At 66.4% G+C, this 15,529-nt stretch carries 19 protein-coding genes and 1 other RNA gene; 9 read left to right on the top strand and 11 right to left on the bottom strand.

Annotated features, from left to right (window positions below; all coding sequences use genetic code 11):
- Positions 1-17: 17 nt before the first annotated feature.
- Positions 18-545 carry a nuclear transport factor 2 family protein gene (locus V2S85_RS16295; protein ID WP_330703897.1) on the bottom strand — a complete coding sequence of 176 codons (528 nt, stop codon included), beginning with the start codon at positions 543-545 and terminating at the stop codon, positions 18-20.
- A 240-nt stretch (positions 546-785) separates the two neighbouring features.
- On the opposite strand from V2S85_RS16295, the gene V2S85_RS16300 reads away from it, so the two are divergent.
- Positions 786-1,514: a TetR/AcrR family transcriptional regulator gene (locus V2S85_RS16300; protein ID WP_330703898.1), complete on the top strand. Its 729-nt coding sequence runs from the start codon at positions 786-788 to the stop codon at positions 1,512-1,514.
- Between the two features lie 130 nt (positions 1,515-1,644).
- Positions 1,645-2,331 (top strand): SDR family NAD(P)-dependent oxidoreductase, encoded by a 687-nt coding sequence (locus V2S85_RS16305; RefSeq protein ID WP_330703899.1) that lies wholly within the window; start codon positions 1,645-1,647, stop codon positions 2,329-2,331.
- Positions 2,332-2,356: 25 nt separating this feature from the next.
- Here V2S85_RS16305 and V2S85_RS16310 read toward each other — a convergent pair whose 3' ends face one another.
- Positions 2,357-3,130, bottom strand: coding sequence for an SDR family oxidoreductase (locus tag V2S85_RS16310; RefSeq protein WP_330703900.1), 774 nt, complete (start codon positions 3,128-3,130; stop codon positions 2,357-2,359).
- Positions 3,131-3,229: 99 nt separating this feature from the next.
- Between V2S85_RS16310 and V2S85_RS16315 the strand changes: the two genes are divergently transcribed.
- The gene (locus V2S85_RS16315) at positions 3,230-3,631 is read left to right on the top strand and encodes a helix-turn-helix domain-containing protein (protein WP_330703901.1); all 402 of its coding nucleotides are present in this window, start codon (positions 3,230-3,232) and stop codon (positions 3,629-3,631) included.
- Here the strand turns inward: V2S85_RS16315 and V2S85_RS16320 are convergent.
- Both V2S85_RS16320 and V2S85_RS16325 read right to left on the bottom strand, forming a co-directional pair.
- Positions 3,628-4,017, bottom strand: a complete 390-nt coding sequence (locus V2S85_RS16320) for a PilZ domain-containing protein (RefSeq protein WP_330703902.1) — start codon at positions 4,015-4,017, stop codon at positions 3,628-3,630. The genes V2S85_RS16315 and V2S85_RS16320 overlap by 4 nt on opposite strands.
- 67 nt (positions 4,018-4,084) lie before the next feature.
- A complete protein-coding gene (locus tag V2S85_RS16325; protein ID WP_330703903.1) occupies positions 4,085-6,190 on the bottom strand; it encodes a malate synthase G in 2,106 nt (701 codons plus the stop codon).
- Between the two features lie 328 nt (positions 6,191-6,518).
- Here V2S85_RS16325 and V2S85_RS16330 point away from each other — a divergent pair, with 328 nt between their 5' ends.
- Positions 6,519-6,794, top strand: a complete 276-nt coding sequence (locus tag V2S85_RS16330) for a hypothetical protein (RefSeq protein WP_330703904.1) — start codon at positions 6,519-6,521, stop codon at positions 6,792-6,794.
- Positions 6,795-6,804: 10 nt separating this feature from the next.
- Here the strand turns inward: V2S85_RS16330 and ssrA are convergent.
- Positions 6,805-7,207: a transfer-messenger RNA gene (gene ssrA / locus V2S85_RS16335) on the bottom strand.
- A gap of 53 nt (positions 7,208-7,260) precedes the next feature.
- On the bottom strand, positions 7,261-7,731 hold the full coding sequence (mscL, locus tag V2S85_RS16340; RefSeq protein WP_330703905.1) for a large conductance mechanosensitive channel protein MscL: 471 nt from the start codon (positions 7,729-7,731) through the stop codon (positions 7,261-7,263).
- A 198-nt stretch (positions 7,732-7,929) separates the two neighbouring features.
- On the opposite strand from mscL, the gene V2S85_RS16345 reads away from it, so the two are divergent.
- From V2S85_RS16345 to V2S85_RS16365, 5 genes are read left to right on the top strand one after another with little or no spacing between them, the layout of a single operon-like run.
- A complete protein-coding gene (locus V2S85_RS16345) occupies positions 7,930-8,544 on the top strand; it encodes a LemA family protein (protein WP_330703906.1) in 615 nt (204 codons plus the stop codon).
- Positions 8,545-8,548: 4 nt separating this feature from the next.
- The gene (locus V2S85_RS16350) at positions 8,549-9,367 is read left to right on the top strand and encodes a TPM domain-containing protein (protein ID WP_330703907.1); all 819 of its coding nucleotides are present in this window, start codon (positions 8,549-8,551) and stop codon (positions 9,365-9,367) included.
- Between the two features lie 3 nt (positions 9,368-9,370).
- On the top strand, positions 9,371-10,054 hold the full coding sequence (locus V2S85_RS16355) for a TPM domain-containing protein (RefSeq protein ID WP_330703908.1): 684 nt from the start codon (positions 9,371-9,373) through the stop codon (positions 10,052-10,054).
- Entirely contained in the window at positions 10,051-10,599 is a 549-nt protein-coding gene (locus V2S85_RS16360) for an NUDIX hydrolase (protein WP_330703909.1), read from the top strand. Before V2S85_RS16355 ends, V2S85_RS16360 begins: the two co-directional genes overlap by 4 nt.
- Before the next feature lies 1 nt (position 10,600).
- Positions 10,601-10,837 carry a hypothetical protein gene (locus tag V2S85_RS16365; RefSeq protein ID WP_330703910.1) on the top strand — a complete coding sequence of 79 codons (237 nt, stop codon included), beginning with the start codon at positions 10,601-10,603 and terminating at the stop codon, positions 10,835-10,837.
- Between the two features lie 88 nt (positions 10,838-10,925).
- Here V2S85_RS16365 and mmsB read toward each other — a convergent pair whose 3' ends face one another.
- From mmsB to V2S85_RS16390, 5 genes are all read right to left on the bottom strand, one after another.
- Positions 10,926-11,795 carry a 3-hydroxyisobutyrate dehydrogenase gene (gene mmsB, locus V2S85_RS16370; protein WP_330703911.1) on the bottom strand — a complete coding sequence of 290 codons (870 nt, stop codon included), beginning with the start codon at positions 11,793-11,795 and terminating at the stop codon, positions 10,926-10,928.
- A gap of 141 nt (positions 11,796-11,936) precedes the next feature.
- The gene (locus V2S85_RS16375; RefSeq protein ID WP_330703912.1) at positions 11,937-12,722 is read right to left on the bottom strand and encodes an enoyl-CoA hydratase-related protein; all 786 of its coding nucleotides are present in this window, start codon (positions 12,720-12,722) and stop codon (positions 11,937-11,939) included.
- Complete coding sequence (locus tag V2S85_RS16380; protein ID WP_330703913.1) at positions 12,719-13,762, bottom strand: enoyl-CoA hydratase/isomerase family protein; 1,044 nt, start codon at positions 13,760-13,762, stop codon at positions 12,719-12,721. Before V2S85_RS16380 ends, V2S85_RS16375 begins: the two co-directional genes overlap by 4 nt.
- Positions 13,763-13,771: 9 nt before the next feature.
- Complete coding sequence (locus V2S85_RS16385) at positions 13,772-14,914, bottom strand: acyl-CoA dehydrogenase family protein (RefSeq protein ID WP_330703914.1); 1,143 nt, start codon at positions 14,912-14,914, stop codon at positions 13,772-13,774.
- A gap of 28 nt (positions 14,915-14,942) precedes the next feature.
- Positions 14,943-15,455, bottom strand: coding sequence for a hypothetical protein (locus tag V2S85_RS16390; protein ID WP_330703915.1), 513 nt, complete (start codon positions 15,453-15,455; stop codon positions 14,943-14,945).
- Positions 15,456-15,529 lie beyond the last annotated feature (74 nt).

Below are 15,529 nucleotides of genomic sequence, written 5' to 3' on the forward strand. Positions count from 1 at the left end.
GCCTCTCGTCCTGTCGATTATGTCTGGCTGGGGTCCGCACCCCGACGGCCGCCGCGCGGGGCTCCGGGGTTGGCGGCGAAGAAGTCGAGCGTGCCGGGATCGTCCTTGACCCAGTCGGTCACCAGCACGCGGCGAACGATGCGCCATTCGCCCTGGCGGCAGGCGTATTCGTCGAGGTAGCGGCCCGAAATGAACAAGTCGCGCATGCCGCCATCGGGCGAAGGCGCCGAATGCCAGGCCTGGAAATACCACTCGCCCGAAGCCCGCTCGCCCTCCACCGCGATGCGCGACTGGCCCAGCAGGTGATGCGTCGCGTTCATGTCGGCGAGGAAACCCTGCGAGAAGGCGACGAATTCGTCGGCGTCGCCCTGCATCAACCCGCAGTCGATCACGGCATCGTCATGGAAGGCGCTGCGCTGCAACTCGGGATCGAGCCGGTCGAGGCCGCGCATATAACGCGCCGCCGCGTCCGCGATGTCGCGGCGTGCGGCAAGGTCGCGCACTTCGGCCTCGAGGTCGAAGCGGCTTGCGGTCACGGCATCCATGCGGCGAACCTGCGGCTGGATGGCGCATCTGTGCTCGGCATGCCTTTCACTCTCCCGTTCCAGCCCCCTGCGCGTCTGTGTTCGCGCGCCTGAAGGCCATCGCCACGGTGCTTCGGCGATAAACCGACTCACCTGCCGGTTTTTTATGCTACGTCACAGGGCATCCGCTCACCTGCGATTTAGGTCAGGTTTCGCCGCATCGCCGCTTGCCGCACGAGAGCACTGGAAACGGGGAAGAGAATGAAGGCCCAGGCCCTGCAGGATCGCATGCTCAGCGCGCTGATGCCCGAGTTGCACGCGCGGCTGCCCCGGCACGGCCTTTCCGAAACGGCGGGGCCCGAGAGCGGAGCCCCCGGCAAGTGGCAGCAGCGCAAGAGCGCGCTGATGCGCGACCGGCTGGTCGGCGCCGCGATCGACTGCCTTGTCCGCGACGGCTATCCCGGCCTCACCACGGCGGCGGTCGCCAGCGCCTGCGACGTGTCGCGCGGGGCGATGCACCACCACTTCCAGACCCGCATGGAACTGGTCTGCGCGGTGGTCGACCATGTCGTCTACCACCGCATGCGCACCTTCCTCGCCGACTACTTCGACGTCGCCTCGCGACGGACCGACGAGCCGATGATCGAACTGGCCTGCGACGCGCACTGGCGCTCGGTGCAGACGCGCGACTATGCGGCCTGGCTGGAGCTGGCGGTCGCCGCGCGCACCGACGCCGACCTCGCGACGATCTTCGAGCCGGCGGCGCGCCGCTACGACGCGGTGTGGACCAGCGAAATGATCGAGGCGTTCCCGCAGTGGCGCGAGGACTGGGACAACCTCAAGCTGGCGCACGACTTCACCAGCGCGCTCCATGCCGGGATGCTGCTGCACCAGCCGATCTTCGCCAGCCAGGAACGCATCGACCGCCTGCGCCGCTTCGCCGCGCGCACGATGCAGCAGTTGAGCGAGCAGACTTCGTCACGGCCCTGAACGGATGGCCCCGATCCGACCGCAGGCGCGCTTCTCTCAAAAGTCACAGCTGTCGCTCGGCGGCTCTCTCTTCCAGACATGGGGCGCATAACGAATCCCGAAAGCCGGGTAGCAAAGGAAAGGATCCCCGATGGCAACCGTGGCAATCACCGGAGCAGCGCGCGGCATCGCGTTCGAACTGGCCCGGCAACATGCCGAACGCGGCGACCGGGTCTTCGCCCTCGCCCGCGACCCCGCCGGCGCCGAGGCGCTGAACGCGCTGGCGGATGCTTCCGGAGGGCTGATCTCGGTCCACGCGATGGACGTGGGGGACAACGCCTCGGTCGCCTCGGGCGCGGCAGGGACCGGGACCGATGCGATCGACGTTCTCTACAACGTGGCCGGAGTGACCGGCAAGGCCGAGCCGCAGCTCGACGGGATCGACTGGGACGACTTCGACCAGTCGGTCGAGATCATGCTCAAGGGCCCTCTGCGCGTGTTGAGTGCCTTTCTGCCACGTCTGAGTGCCGGCTCGAAAGTCATCAATTTCTCCAGCCAGCTGGGCGCCTCGACCTGGCCTTACGGCGGATACTGGCCTTACGCGGCGGTCAAGGCCGGGCTTGGCCGCATGATGCGCTCGGTGGCGTTCGACCTGAGGGATCGCGGCATCGTCGTCGGCATCATCCACCCCGGCTACGTCTCGACCGACATGAGCGGCCCCGGCGCCGACATCACCCCGCAGGAAAGCGCCGCCGCCATCATCCGCCTGACGGACGGCTGGGCGATCGAGGAAACCGGCGAATTCTACAAGTGGAACGGCGAGAAGCACGCCTGGTAGGCAAGGCTTCCCGCCGCGCTTCGCGTTACAGGTCGAGCTGCGCGAACATCTTTTCCGAAAGCCCGGTGAGATGCCCCATGACCTGGGCATGGGTGCCCTCCGCCTCGGCGTTGCGCAGGGGAAGCACGCGCGTGACCAGGATTTCCTCCGGCGTCGGTTGCTGCCCGAACAGGGCGATCACCTCGGCGGCGAATTCGGTCAGCGGCTGATAGCCTTCGCGCGTGCTCTGCCCGGGCGTGAGGTCGGTCTGGACCGCCGGCGGCGCCAGTTCGATCACCTCGACACGCCCGCGCAGGCTCTCGCGCAGGGACTGGGTGTAGCTGTGGATCGCCGCCTTGGTGGCGCAGTAGGTCGGTGCCCCGATCAGCGGCACGAAGGCGAGCCCGGAGGTGACGTTGACGATCGCGCCGTCGCCCCGGCCGAGGAGGTGCTCGACGAAGGCGTCGACCAGCCGGATCGGGCCGAGCACGTTGGTGGTGATGGTAGCCTCCGCATCGGCAAGGTCGCGCGCGCGGTCCAGCCGTTCGTAGCGCATGATGCCGGCGTTGTTGAACAGCACGTTGAGCGCGGGGAAACGCGCCAGCACCTCGCGCGCGAAAGCGGCCACGCCAGCGGCGCTCTCGACGTCTAACGCCACGGCGTGCATGTTCTCGCGGCCCGCGCAGGCGGCTTCCAACACGTCCAGCCGTCGCCCCGCGACGATCACGGTATTGCCCAGATCGTGAAAGCGCTGCGCCAGCGCGGCGCCGATGCCCGAGCCGCCGCCGGTCATCAGGATGGTGTTTCCGGTCATCTTCATGGCGATACTCCTTGGTTGACGCGACCGATGTAGCGCCCCACACTCGATCGGAAAGAAGGCACCCAAAAGATTTATACTTACCCGAAAGAGAGTGACATCATGGCCGCCCGCCCCGCTCCGGACAGCGTCGCCCACCCGAAACCCTGCGACGCGATCGACCCGCGCGTGGAAGCGCTGGTCACCGAACTCATCGGCCGCGTCGCCGACAAGTGGACGATGATCCTGCTCGAAGTGCTGGAGGAAGGCGGCACCTTGCGCTTCACCCAGATCGCCAGGGCGGTGCCGGACATCAGCCAGAAGATGCTCACCCAGACGCTGCGGCGCATGGAGCGCGACGGCATGCTGACGCGTGAAGTCCATGCCGTCGTGCCGCCGCGCGTGGACTATGCCCTCACCCCCCTGGGCGCGAGCCTGGGTGAGGCGTTCTGCGGGGTGTGGCTATGGGCGGAGGCCAATCTCGATCGGGTCGAACACGCCCGCGCGGACTTCGACGCGCGCTAGCCCAGCAGGCCGCGCAGGAGTTCCATGGCGCTGCGACGGGCCAGACGCTCGGGCACGTAGAGCACAGGGGCCGCCCGTCCCTCGATCAGTTCGGCGACGTCGATCGGCTCCTTGAGCGCGATGCCGCAGCGATCCAGTGCCCGCCAGCGCACTTGCCCCTTGAGAACGTGATCGCCGATCCTCAGCTCGACGGCGGTTCCGCGCGGCGGCGGCGGCGCCTCCTCCACCATGGCCAGCACCCCGCGCGACGAAGCATTGGCGATCGTCGCCGCGACGGTGCGGCCACCGATGCGTATGTCCGCCTGCACCGCAAGCATCACACGCGTTTCCATTCGCTGCCGGTGAATGAACATGCCCGCCGTCCCCTGCAAAGAGCTGGCGGGCATGATACCGTATGAATGCCTAAGATGGAGTTAAATCGGGTTCAACTCAGGCGTGGGCTCAGGCTCCCGATCACGCCGCCTTCTTCTTCAGGCGCCAGGCGTGGAGCAGCGGCTCGGTGTAGCCGTTGGGCTGCGCCGCGCCCTTGAACACGAGGTCGCAGCCGGCCTGGAAGGCCATGCTGGTCTCCCAGTTGCCCGCCATCGGCTCGTAGAGCGGATCGCCCGCGTTCTGCGCATCGACCTTGGCGGCCATGCGCCGCAGCGAATCCATCACCTGTTCTTCCGAGCAGACGCCGTGCAGCAGCCAGTTGGCCATGTGCTGGCTGGAGATGCGCAGCGTCGCGCGGTCCTCCATCAGGCCGACGTCGTTGATGTCGGGCACCTTGGAACAGCCGACGCCCTGGTCGATCCAGCGCACGACGTAGCCGAGCAGCCCTTGCGCGTTGTTGTCCAGTTCCTCGCGCACTTCCTCCTCGGACCAGTTGACGCCGTCCGCCAGCGGCACCGCCAGCAGCAGGTCGAGGCCGGGCACCTCCTCGGCGGCGATGTCCTCGCGCAGGCCGAAGACGTTGACTTGGTGGTAGTGCATCGCATGCAGCGTCGCGGCGGTGGGCGACGGCACCCAGGCGGTGTTGGCGCCGGTCTTCGGGTGGCCGATCTTCTGCTCCATCATGTCGCGCATCATGTCGGGCGCGGCCCACATCCCCTTGCCGATCTGCGCGATGCCGGAGAGGCCGTGGCGCAGGCCGATCGCGACATTGCGCTTCTCGTAGGCGGCGATCCATCCCGAGCCCTTGATCTGCGCCTTGCGGATCATCGGACCTGCCCGCATCGAGGTGTGGATCTCGTCGCCGGTACGGTCGAGGAAGCCGGTGTTGATGAAGACGATGCGGTCCTTCACCGCGTGGATGCACGCGGCAAGGTTCGCCGAAGTGCGGCGTTCCTCGTCCATGACGCCGACCTTGATGGTGTTGCGCGGCAGCGCGAGCAAATCCTCCACGGCGTCGAACAAGGCGTCGGTGAAGCCGCATTCCTCCGGCCCGTGCATCTTCGGCTTGACGATATAGATGCTGCCTTCGCGGCTGTTGCCGTACTTCGTCAGCCCCTTGACGTCCTGCGCCGAGATCGCGCTGGTGATGACCGCGTCCATCACGCCCTCGGGAATTTCCGAACCGTCGGCCAGCAGGATCGCCGGGTTGGTCATCAGGTGGCCGACGTTGCGCACGAACAGCAGCGAGCGCCCCGGCATCGCCGCCTGCTCTCCGCTCGGCAAGGTGACGACCTTGTCCGCCGCCAGCTCGCGGGTCAGCGTGCGCCCGCCCTTCTCGAACGTCTCGGTGAGGTCGCCACGGATCACGCCCAGCCAGTTGGCGTAGGCGGCGATCTTGTCCTCCGCATCGACAGCCGCGATGGAATCCTCCAGATCGACGATCGCGGTCAGCGCGGCTTCCAGGACGATGTCGGAAACGCCCGCCTTGTCGGTCGATCCGACCTGGCTTTCGGCATCGAAGACGACCTCGATGGTCAGCCCGTTGTTGCTGAACAGCAGGCCGCCTTCGGTCTCGCCGACGAACTGGCGCTCGTTGGCGAGTTCGAGGACTTCGGGGTCTTCCAGATCGGCCCACGATCCCGCCTTGAGCGGCACCGCCTGGTCGAGGAAAGCCCGCCCCGCCGCGATCACCGCGGCGCCGCGCACGGTATCGTAGCCGGGCCCCTTTGCCGGCACCGCGTCGAGCGCATCCGTACCATACCATGCGTCATAGAGGCTGCCCCAGCGCGCGTTGGCGGCATTGAGCAGGAACCGCGCGTTGAGCACGGGAACGACGAGCTGCGGCCCGGCCATCGTCGCGATCTCCGGGTCGACGCCCGTGGTGCCGATGGTGAAGGCCTCCGGCTCAGGCACGAGATAGCCGATCTCGCGCAGGAACGCCTGGTACTCGCCCTGATCGATAGGCTTGCCCGCCCGCGCGAGGTGCCAGGCATCGATCTGCGCCTGAAGCGAATCGCGGGTATCGAGGAGCGCGCGGTTGCGCGGGGCAAACTCGGCCACGAGTGCGGCGAAGCCCTGCCAGAATGCGGCGGCGTCCTGTCCGATGGGGGGCAGGACCTGCGCCTCCACGAACTTCGCCAGCCCTGCATCGACCTGCAGCCCCGAACGATCAACCCTGTCAGTCATTGCCGTCTTCACCCTGTGTTGGCGCAGTGTTGGCGCACTGGCGCATTGGTTGGGAACGCGCACGCATGGTGCCACGCCCGTATCGAATACCAAAATGCCCTGGGGAAGGATGTGAGCCCTATGGCCCATGCGCGCGGCCTTGGCAACCGGGGTGAAACTATCCACCTGTGCCAGAGGGTTACGATATCCGGCGCGATCCGGGGCAATCCCGGATTTTATTAAGCGTCGGAAACCCTTACATTCAAGGTTCCGTTAAGCACCAGACTCGGCGGGAACGCAGGGTTGGCACGATCGTTGCTCAGCAGGTGGCCAGAACAAAGGGATGAAAATGCTCCGGAAATTCGGTCGCCTGTTCGTAATCAAGAGCAACTGGGAGGCGTATATGGTGATCTATGCGCTGGCCCTGGGCGCGATCGAGCGCGGCAGCGTGTACCTGACCCGATTCCCCGGCTTCGGCGGCAAGCTGCTGTTTCTCGCCTGCACCGGCGCGGTGTTCATGGCGGGCGGCAAGATCCTCGACTGCATCAAGTACGAGAAGGCCGAGATGCTGGCGAAGGCAGCAATGGTCCAGCCCGAACCGGAAGCCGAGCGCCAGGCCGCCTGATAGGAAGGAAAGTAGGGCGATTCTGTTGATAGGCTCGCCCCCAGCCCCCGGAATCCGCTTCTGTTACCCGGTGGGTCCAACCGTGTTCTAACTTTGTAACTTCAGGGCGTTAGCCCCTAGAATTACGCCGCGAGAGCAAGTGCTTCGTTGTCGTTGGCACTTATGAGTTTTGAGCCTTGAACGGGTTACTCAGCCCGGAAGAAAACACCGCTTTTCAACACACGTCGATCCTAGTTCGGCCCCGTCATCACCCCTGCGACAACAGGGTTGTTCCCGTCAGGAAACGGGTGATGGTGGAGCCGCCGGGTACCGCCCCCGGGTCCGCTGCGTCTATTGCACGGCGCAATTTATCCTCATAGCCGGTCGAAACCGGCAAGGCCCCATATAGGGGCTCGCGTCTGAATGTGAAGTGAAAGCCTCGGCATGCTTGTGGAATGCCGGCAAGGGCACTCCACAATCGGCGCGATCAGGCCTTGGGCTTGCGCAGTTCCTCCAGGATTTCCTTGAGCGCGACCAGCTGCGGATCGACCGGAGCTTCCGGCGCCGGAGCGGCCGCGGCAGCTTCGGCTTCCTGCTTCTTCACCGAATCGATCATCTTGTTGACCGAGCGCACCAGCATGAACAGCACGAAGGCGATGATGAGGAAGTTGACGACCTGGGTGATGAACTCGCCGTAGCCGATCATCGGCACGCCTGCCGCCTTGAGCGCGGCATAGTCGGTCAGGCTACCCTTGTAGTCCGCCGGGACATCGCCGAGCTGGAGGAAATACTTCGAGAAATCGATGCTGCCGAACAGCCAGCCGATCACCGGCATGATGAGGTTCTCGTTCAGCGAGGACACGATCTTGCCGAAGGCGGCACCGATCATCACACCGACCGCGAGATCGAGCACGTTGCCGCGCGCGATGAACTTCTTGAATTCGTCTACGATTGCCATGCGCCTGGTTCCCCTTCTGCCGGCTATGGAATTATGCCTGAGTGCTGTTTGGCATACTCGGGTAAGCCCCTCAAACGTTTGTTAACCGTGACGGTTTCCGTACAGAGGGGCCTTGCGTCCTTGATCCGCCATCCGGCAGCGCTATCTATCGCGTGGAAGCTGCCGGTTCGTCCGGCGTGCAGTGGAGGAAAGACCCCGATGTCGCTCGTCAATGCCCGCAGCAATTTCGGCCGCATCAAGACCGGCCTGGTTCTCGGCGCGGCCCTGTCGCTCAGCGCCTGCGGCTTCAATTCGGTGCCGACCAAGCAGGAGGCCGCCAAGGCCAAGTGGGCCGACGTCGAGGCCGCCTTCCAGGAGCGCTCGAACCTCGTCCCCAACCTCGCCGCCGTCGCAAAGGGTGCGGCCGAGCAGGAAAAGTCGATCCTCGTCGGGGTGACCGAGGCGCGTGCCAAAGCGACGTCGGTGCAGGTGACCGCCGATGACCTGAACGATCCCAAGAAGATGGAGCAGTTCCAGCAGGCGCAGGCGGACCTCGGCGCCGGGATCGGCCGCCTCCTCGCCAGCGTCGAGGCTTATCCGGACATCAAGTCCAGCACCAACTACCAGATGCTGCAGAGCCAGCTGGAAGGTCAGGAAAACCGCATCCGCGTGGCGATCCGTGACTACAACGGCGCGGTTCAGGACTACAACACCGAAGTCCGCACCTTCCCCTCGATGATCGGCGCGCGCCTGCGCGGGGCCGAAGTTCTGGTGCCCTACAAGGCCGTGACGCCCGGCGCCGAAGCCGCCCCGAGCCTCGAAGGAAAGCTCTGACCTGATGGCCCGCGTCCGGGCCGTATCGCTGGCCGCGCTCCTGTGCCTGCTGACCCTCGTTTCGGGGGCTGGCAGCGCATGGGCGCAGGCGGCGCAGTTGCAGTTCCCCAAGCTGACGGGGCGCGTCGTCGATGCCGCGAACATCATCCCCGACGCCGAGGAAGCGCAGCTGACGCAAAAGCTGGAGGCGCTGGAGAAGCAGTCGAAGCGGCAGTTGGTGGTCGCGACGATCCCCTCGCTCGATGGGTATGAGATTTCCGATTACGGCTACCAGTTGGGCCGCGCCTGGGGGATCGGGCATAAGGGCGACAACAACGGCGCTATCCTCATCGTCGCACCGAACGAGCGCAAGGTGCGCATCGAGGTCGGCTACGGCCTCGAAGGCACGCTGACCGACGGGATGAGCTTCCTCATCATCAACCAGCAGATTCTCCCCCGCTTCAAGGCCAACGATTACCCCGGCGGGATAGAGGCCGGCAGCGACGCGATCATCAGGCAACTGACCCTGCCCCCCGAAGAGGCGCAGAAGATCGCCGCCCAGGCCGACAAGGCGCGCGCGGACGACGGCGACGACGTCTCGATCGGCATGGTCATCTTCATCCTTTTCGTGATCTTCTTCTTCGTCCTGCCGATCATGCGCGCGGCCAGCCGCGGCGGACGGCGCAGCCGCTACGGCGGCATCGACACGCCGATCATCTGGTTCCCCACCAATTCCGGCGGTAGCAGCTGGGGTGGCGGCGGTGGCTGGGGCGGCGGAGACGGCGGCGGCTTCTCCGGAGGCGGCGGCGATTTCGGCGGCGGCGGCGCGAGCGGGGACTGGTAGGCCATGGCAAGACCCAAATACCTCACGCCCGACGACCACGAGCGCATCCGCGCCGCGGTGGCCGAGGCCGAACTGCTCAGCTCGGGCGAGATCGTCACGATGCTGACCGACCGCTCGGACGGTTACACCGACGTCGCGCTGGCATGGTCGGCCTTCGTGGCGTTCCTGGCCCTCTCCGCGCTGGCGATCGCGCCTGATTTCTACATGGGCCTCTACGACGCACTGATCGCCGACTGGGGCCATGAGTGGTCGCCCGGAATGATCCTCTCGCTGGCGCTGGGCGTGGCGACGATCAAGTTCGCGGGGATGACGCTGCTGCAGCTGTGGCAGCCGCTCAAGTTCTTCCTGATCCCCGCGCCCATCCGCACCGCCCGCGTCCACGGCCAGGCCACGCGCGCCTTCCGCATGAGCGCGGAGCGGCGCACCACCGGCCGCACCGGCATCCTCATCTACATCTCGATGCGCGAGCACCGCGTCGAGATCCTCGCCGACGAGGCCATCGCCAGCAAGGTCGAGCCCGGCACCTGGGCCGACGCCATCGCCGCGATGCTGGGCGAACTGCGCGAGGGCCGCACCGCCGACGCCATGATCGCCGGCGTCGGCAAAGTCGGCGCGATCCTCTCCCTGCACGTCCCCCGCCTGCCGGACGACGTCAACGAACTGCCCGACGGAACCATCGAACTATGAGCGCACCTGACCACTATGATGCCGACCATCCCGTCGAGACGATGTGGGAAGGCCGCTTCATCACCGCGAAGAAGAAGGGGCGCTGGGAATACGTCGGCCGCGCGCGCGGCATCCGCGCGGCGGTGATCCTGGCGATCGACCCGGAAGACCACGTCATCCTCGTCGACCAGTACCGCGTGCCGCTCAGCAAGCGCTGCATCGAACTGCCCGCAGGGCTCGTCGGCGACGATGACGATAAGGCCGATGAGCACGCCGCCACCGCCGCCGCACGCGAACTGGAGGAGGAAACCGGCTACCACGCAGGCCGCATCGAGAACCTCGGCGAGTTCTACTCTTCGCCCGGCATGGTCAGCGAGAGCTTCACCCTGTTCCGCGCGCACGATCTGGTGAAGGTCGGTGAAGGCGGCGGCGTGGAGAGCGAGGACATCGTGGTGCACCGCGTCCCGCTTTCGGGGCTTGCACAGGCGCTCGAAACGTGGCGCGGCGAGGGATACGCGATCGACGTGAAGATGCTGACCTTGCTCGGCCCGTCCATCCTGGCCTGACATGCGCACCAGCCCCGGCGTCTGCCAGCGCAAGGCGCGCTACGCCAGCGAAGCCGACGCGCTGGAAGTCGCCTCGCGAGCGCCCTTCCCGCTGCGGCCGTACAAGTGCGGGCTGTGCCGCAAGTATCACCTGACCAGCCGGACGAAAGGCATGAAGCTGCCGAAGTTCGAACTGCAGAGGCGATCGAGTAATTCCTCCCCGAGCTTGTCTCGGGGAGGTGGCAGCCCGAAGGGCTGACGGAGGGGGCATTTCCGGAACTCGCCCCCTCCACCACCCGCTGCGCGGGCGGTCCCCCTCCCCGAGCAAGCTCGGGGAGGAATTTTGCTTACAGCGTCGTGAAGATCGCACCGAAGTCCTTGCCGCCGTTGCCAGCCTCGACGAAAGCTTCGTAGATCTTCGTCGCGTGCTCGCCCATCGGCACCGTGGCGCCCGCCGTCTCGGCGCCGCCCATGGCGAGACGCAGATCCTTGAGCATCAGCGCCGAGGCGAAACCGCCCGCGTAGCCGTTGTCCGCCGGGCTCGCCGCGCCAACGCCCGGTGCCGGGGTATAGTCGTTGAGCGACCAGCAGTAGCCGGTGGACTTCGAGCTGATCTCGTAGAACTTCTGCGGATCGAGGCCCGCCTTCTCGGCCAGCGCCAGTGCCTCGCAGGTGCCGATCATGTGGACCGCCAGCAGCATGTTGTTGCACATCTTGGCAACCTGCCCCGCGCCGCTCTCGCCCGCGAGAATGACGGCCTTGGCCATCGGTTCGAGCACGACTTTCGCCTTCTCGAACGTCGCCGCCGGACCGCCGACCATGAAGGTCAGCGTGCCGCCGTTGGCCGCCGCGATGCCGCCCGAAACCGGCGCATCGACCATCTCGTAACCTGCCGAAGTCGCCAGTTCAGCCACTTCGCGCGCGGTGGCAAGATCGATGGTCGAGCAATCGAGGAACAGCGCGCCCGCCGGGGCCTTGCCGATCACGTCGGCGGTGTAGACCGCCTTCACGATGCCACCGTTGGGCAACATGGTGACGACGGCTTCGGCATCCTTCACCGCGTCGGGGACGGCGGTGTAGGTGGCGCAGCCGTTCTCGGCCGCCTTGGCCAGTGCGTCGGGCGAGAGATCGAAGGCGTGGACTTCGTGGCCGGCCTTGACGAGGTTCGCGGCCATGCCGCCGCCCATGTTGCCCAGGCCGATGAATGCGATCTTCATGGATTTACTCCTCTCCCGTCATCCCGGCGCATGCCGGGATGACGGGCTGTCTTTAGAAGCGAACTCGCGTCAGGGGCGGCTTGCCGATAGGACTAGCCTAAAGACCGCCCACGGTCCCGGCATGCGCCGGGATGACGCCGATTACTTGCCCTTCCACACCCCGGGGCGCTTCTCGACGAAGGCGGCCATGCCCTCGGCCTTGTCCTCGGTGGCGGTCAGCACCTGGAACATGCGGCGCTCCAGCACGAGGCCGGTGTCGAGCGTGGTCTCGAATGCGAGGTTGACCATCTCCTTGTTCATGGTCGCGGCGAGCGGCGGCATCGCGGCGATCGTCGCGGCCGACTTCAGCGCCGTCTCCAGCAGGTCGGCGAGCGGCACGACCTGGCTGACGAGGCCCGAGCGCTCGGCCTCGGCGGCATCCATCAAGCGGCCGGTCAGGCACATGTCCATCGCCTTCGACTTGCCGACGGCGCGGGTCAGGCGCTGCGAGCCGCCCATGCCCGGCGCGACGCCGAGCTTGATCTCGGGCTGGCCGAACTTCGCGTTTTCCGAGGCGATGATGAAGTCCGCCATCATCGCCAGTTCGCATCCGCCACCCAGCGCGAAGCCGTTGACGGCCGCGATCCAGGGCTTGCGGGTGGTCTTGACGACCTGGCTGGTCCAGCCGGCGAAGAAGTCCTCCGAATAGAACTCGGCGCTGGGCTTGTCCGACATCTCCTTGATGTCGGCGCCCGCCGCGAAGGCCTTCTCGCCCGAACCGGTGATGACCGCGCAGCCCTGCGACTTGTCGGCCTCGAAGGCGGCGAAGGCCGCGATCAGATCGGCCAGAACCTTCGAATTCAGCGCGTTGAGTGCCTGCGGACGGTTGAGCGTGATGAGCGTGACGCCGCCCTTCTGCTCGACCAGGATCGTTTCGTACGTGCTCATAGGGGCTTCCATTCCTCTTCGGGGGAAAGCGGCGCGAAGATCGCGTCCAGCATCTCTTCGGTCACGCCTTCGGGCGTAGCCGGGTTCCATTGCGGATTCTGGTCCTTGTCGACGATGACCGCGCGCACGCCCTCCGCAAAGTCCGGTAGGACCAGCACGCGGGCGCCGAGGCGGTATTCCATCGCCATGTTCTGCGCAAACGTGTCCAGCCCCAGCGAGGCTTCGAGCTGGCGCAGCGAGACCTTGCAGGCCTGCGGGCTCTTGGTGCGCAGGCTCGCGAGTTCCTTCGCCGCCCATTCGCCGCCGTCGCTTTCGAGCGAGGCCAGCACCTGCTCCAGCTTGTCGCAGGCGAAGTGCTTGCGGATCGCACCGGCGTTGGCGGCGACCTTGGGTTCGGGCGCCTTGACCGAGAGCGCGGCGAGGACGCCGCCGATCTCGTCGCCCGCAGCGATCCGGCTCTTGGCCTCGGCCAGCGCTTCGGAGGGAAGGTAATGCGTCGAAAGGCCCGCCCAAAGGCATTCCGCGCCGTCGAAGCGCGCGCCGGTGAGCGCCAGGAACTGGCCCACGCGCCCGTCGAGACGCGAGAGATACCAGCCGCCGCCGACGTCGGGGAACAGGCCGATGCCGGTCTCGGGCATGGCGTAGCGGGTGTTCTCGGTCGCCACGCGGTACTTGGCGGGCTGCGAGATGCCGACGCCGCCGCCCATGGTGATGCCATCCATGAAGGCGACGATCGGCTTGTCGTATGTGAACAACTGGTGGTTGAGGCGGTATTCCTCGAAGAAGAACCTGCGCCCCTCTACCCCGCCATCGTTGAGGGCGGAATGGCGCAGCAGGTTGATGTCGCCGCCCGAACAGAAGCCGCGCCCTTCGGCGTGGTCGATCAGGATGACTTCCACTGCGTCGTCGCTCGCCCAAGCGGTCAGCTGCGCGCTCATCGCCTCGCACATGGCGAGGGTCAGCGCGTGGATCGCCTTGGGGCGGTTGAGCGAGATGACGCCTGCGACGCCTTCGCGCCGGAACAGCACTTCGTCAGTCATGAAGGCCCCTTACTTAACGAGTTCGCGGCCGACGATCATGCGCATGACCTCGTTGGTGCCTTCGAGGATGCGATGAACGCGCAAGTCGCGCCAGAAGCGCTCGATCGGATAGTCCTTGAGGTAGCCGTAGCCGCCGAAGATCTGCAGCGCGCGGTCCACCACCGAGGAGCCGGTGTCGGTCGCGATCAGCTTGGCCATGGCGGAGAAGCGCGTCTTGTCGGGCGCGCCCGCCGTCACCTTGGCGGCGGCGAGGTAGAGCAGCGCGCGGGCGGCCTCCAGTTCGGCGGCCATGTCGGCGAGGCGGAACTGGGTGTTCTGGAACTCGGCGATCGGCTGGTCGAACTGCTTGCGGTCCTTGGCGTACTGCACCGCCTCGTCGAGGCAGCGCTGCGCCCCGCCGAGCGAGCAGGCGCCGATGTTGAGGCGGCCGCCGTCCAGGCCCGCCATCGCGAACTTGAAGCCGTCACCCTCGGCGCCGACGCGGTTCTCCGCCGGGATGCGCGCGTCCTCGAACACGACCTGCGCGGTGGGCGAGCTGTTCCAGCCCAGCTTCTTCTCCGGCGCGCCGAAGCTGACGCCGGGGGTGTCCTTGTCGACCACGAAGCACGAGATGCCGCGCGCCTTGTGCTCGCCGGTGCGGGCCATGACCAGGTAGACGTCGTTGACGCCGCCGCCCGAGATGAACTGCTTGGTGCCATTGAGAACATAGTAATCGCCGTCCAGCCGCGCGGTCGTCTTGAGCGCCGCCGCGTCCGAACCCGAGCCGGGTTCGGTCAGGCAGTAGGACGCGATCTTCTCCATCGACACGAGGTCGGGCAAATAGCGGTCCTTGAGTTGCTGGTCGCCGAATTTGTCGATCATCCACGCGCCCATGTTGTGGATCGAGATATAGGCGCTGGTCGCCGGGCAGCCGTAGGACATGGCCTCCATGATGAGCGCCGCGTCGAGACGGCCAAGACCGATGCCGCCGCTTTCCTCGGACACGTAGATCGCGCCGAAGCCCAGTTCGCCCGCGGCCTTCCAGACGTCGACGGGATAGTGATGCTTCTCGTCCCACTCCGCCGCGAAGGGGGTGATCCGGTCGGCGGTGAACCGCTGCGCCGTTTCCTGGATCGCGAGCTGGTCTTCGGTGAGGCCAAACTGTTCGGTCATCTCTATCCCTGTTTCGTCATGGGCGCTGTCATCCGCAGCGGGTGTATGTAAGCGGTCCCGGCATCGCGTCCTTGCCGTAGTCCCGCCGGATCATCGTCTTGCCATCGTCCTGCACGTCGAGGACGACATCGTTGGTCCAGCTTTGGCCTTCGCCGGTGTAGTCGAAGGTGCCCCGGATGCGGCTTTCGCCGGCTTCCTTGGTCTCTCCCAGCTTCGCCACCGACTCGTAGAACCTGAGCTGGTCGGCCGAGACTTCGAGCAGGCCCTTCGCATCGCCCTTCGTACTGGTGCAGTCGGCCGGGACGAGGCCCCAGCGGCCGCGGATCGTCTCGGGGATTTCCGATGCGCTCGCCCCCCTATCTGCACCGAGGCCGCCGGCATCGAGCCCCGCTTCGCTCGCCTCGACCGGGGCGGGCGATTCCTGGAACACTTCCTCCGTCTCGGTCGGCGCCGCCGTGGTGGCGGTGGCGTCAGGCTGCTTCGAGCAGGCACCCAGCGCCAGCGCGGCGGTCAAGGCGAGAAAGGGAAGCGTGCGGGTCATCGGTCATCTCCAAGCGCGGCACCGGATAAAACGTGTGGAACGCTCCACCACCCTATCCGGTTGCCGCACGAAGA

It is taken from the genome of Novosphingobium resinovorum (genome assembly GCF_036352595.1).
In the GTDB taxonomy this organism is placed as follows: domain Bacteria; phylum Pseudomonadota; class Alphaproteobacteria; order Sphingomonadales; family Sphingomonadaceae; genus Novosphingobium; species Novosphingobium resinovorum_B.

Excerpts from the sequence above, each read along its gene's own strand:
- V2S85_RS16295 (WP_330703897.1), bottom strand. The coding sequence starts at position 545 with ATGGATGCCGTGACCGCAAGCCGCTTCGACCTCGAGGCCGAAGTGCGC.
- V2S85_RS16300 (WP_330703898.1), top strand. The coding sequence starts at position 786 with ATGAAGGCCCAGGCCCTGCAGGATCGCATGCTCAGCGCGCTGATGCCC.
- V2S85_RS16305 (WP_330703899.1), top strand. The coding sequence starts at position 1,645 with ATGGCAACCGTGGCAATCACCGGAGCAGCGCGCGGCATCGCGTTCGAA.
- V2S85_RS16310 (WP_330703900.1), bottom strand. The coding sequence starts at position 3,130 with ATGAAGATGACCGGAAACACCATCCTGATGACCGGCGGCGGCTCGGGC.
- V2S85_RS16315 (WP_330703901.1), top strand. The coding sequence starts at position 3,230 with ATGGCCGCCCGCCCCGCTCCGGACAGCGTCGCCCACCCGAAACCCTGC.
- V2S85_RS16320 (WP_330703902.1), bottom strand. The coding sequence starts at position 4,017 with ATGCCCGCCAGCTCTTTGCAGGGGACGGCGGGCATGTTCATTCACCGG.
- V2S85_RS16325 (WP_330703903.1), bottom strand. The coding sequence starts at position 6,190 with ATGACTGACAGGGTTGATCGTTCGGGGCTGCAGGTCGATGCAGGGCTG.
- V2S85_RS16330 (WP_330703904.1), top strand. The coding sequence starts at position 6,519 with ATGCTCCGGAAATTCGGTCGCCTGTTCGTAATCAAGAGCAACTGGGAG.
- mscL (WP_330703905.1), bottom strand. The coding sequence starts at position 7,731 with ATGGCAATCGTAGACGAATTCAAGAAGTTCATCGCGCGCGGCAACGTG.
- V2S85_RS16345 (WP_330703906.1), top strand. The coding sequence starts at position 7,930 with ATGTCGCTCGTCAATGCCCGCAGCAATTTCGGCCGCATCAAGACCGGC.
- V2S85_RS16350 (WP_330703907.1), top strand. The coding sequence starts at position 8,549 with ATGGCCCGCGTCCGGGCCGTATCGCTGGCCGCGCTCCTGTGCCTGCTG.
- V2S85_RS16355 (WP_330703908.1), top strand. The coding sequence starts at position 9,371 with ATGGCAAGACCCAAATACCTCACGCCCGACGACCACGAGCGCATCCGC.
- V2S85_RS16360 (WP_330703909.1), top strand. The coding sequence starts at position 10,051 with ATGAGCGCACCTGACCACTATGATGCCGACCATCCCGTCGAGACGATG.
- V2S85_RS16365 (WP_330703910.1), top strand. The coding sequence starts at position 10,601 with ATGCGCACCAGCCCCGGCGTCTGCCAGCGCAAGGCGCGCTACGCCAGC.
- mmsB (WP_330703911.1), bottom strand. The coding sequence starts at position 11,795 with ATGAAGATCGCATTCATCGGCCTGGGCAACATGGGCGGCGGCATGGCC.
- V2S85_RS16375 (WP_330703912.1), bottom strand. The coding sequence starts at position 12,722 with ATGAGCACGTACGAAACGATCCTGGTCGAGCAGAAGGGCGGCGTCACG.
- V2S85_RS16380 (WP_330703913.1), bottom strand. The coding sequence starts at position 13,762 with ATGACTGACGAAGTGCTGTTCCGGCGCGAAGGCGTCGCAGGCGTCATC.
- V2S85_RS16385 (WP_330703914.1), bottom strand. The coding sequence starts at position 14,914 with ATGACCGAACAGTTTGGCCTCACCGAAGACCAGCTCGCGATCCAGGAA.
- V2S85_RS16390 (WP_330703915.1), bottom strand. The coding sequence starts at position 15,455 with ATGACCCGCACGCTTCCCTTTCTCGCCTTGACCGCCGCGCTGGCGCTG.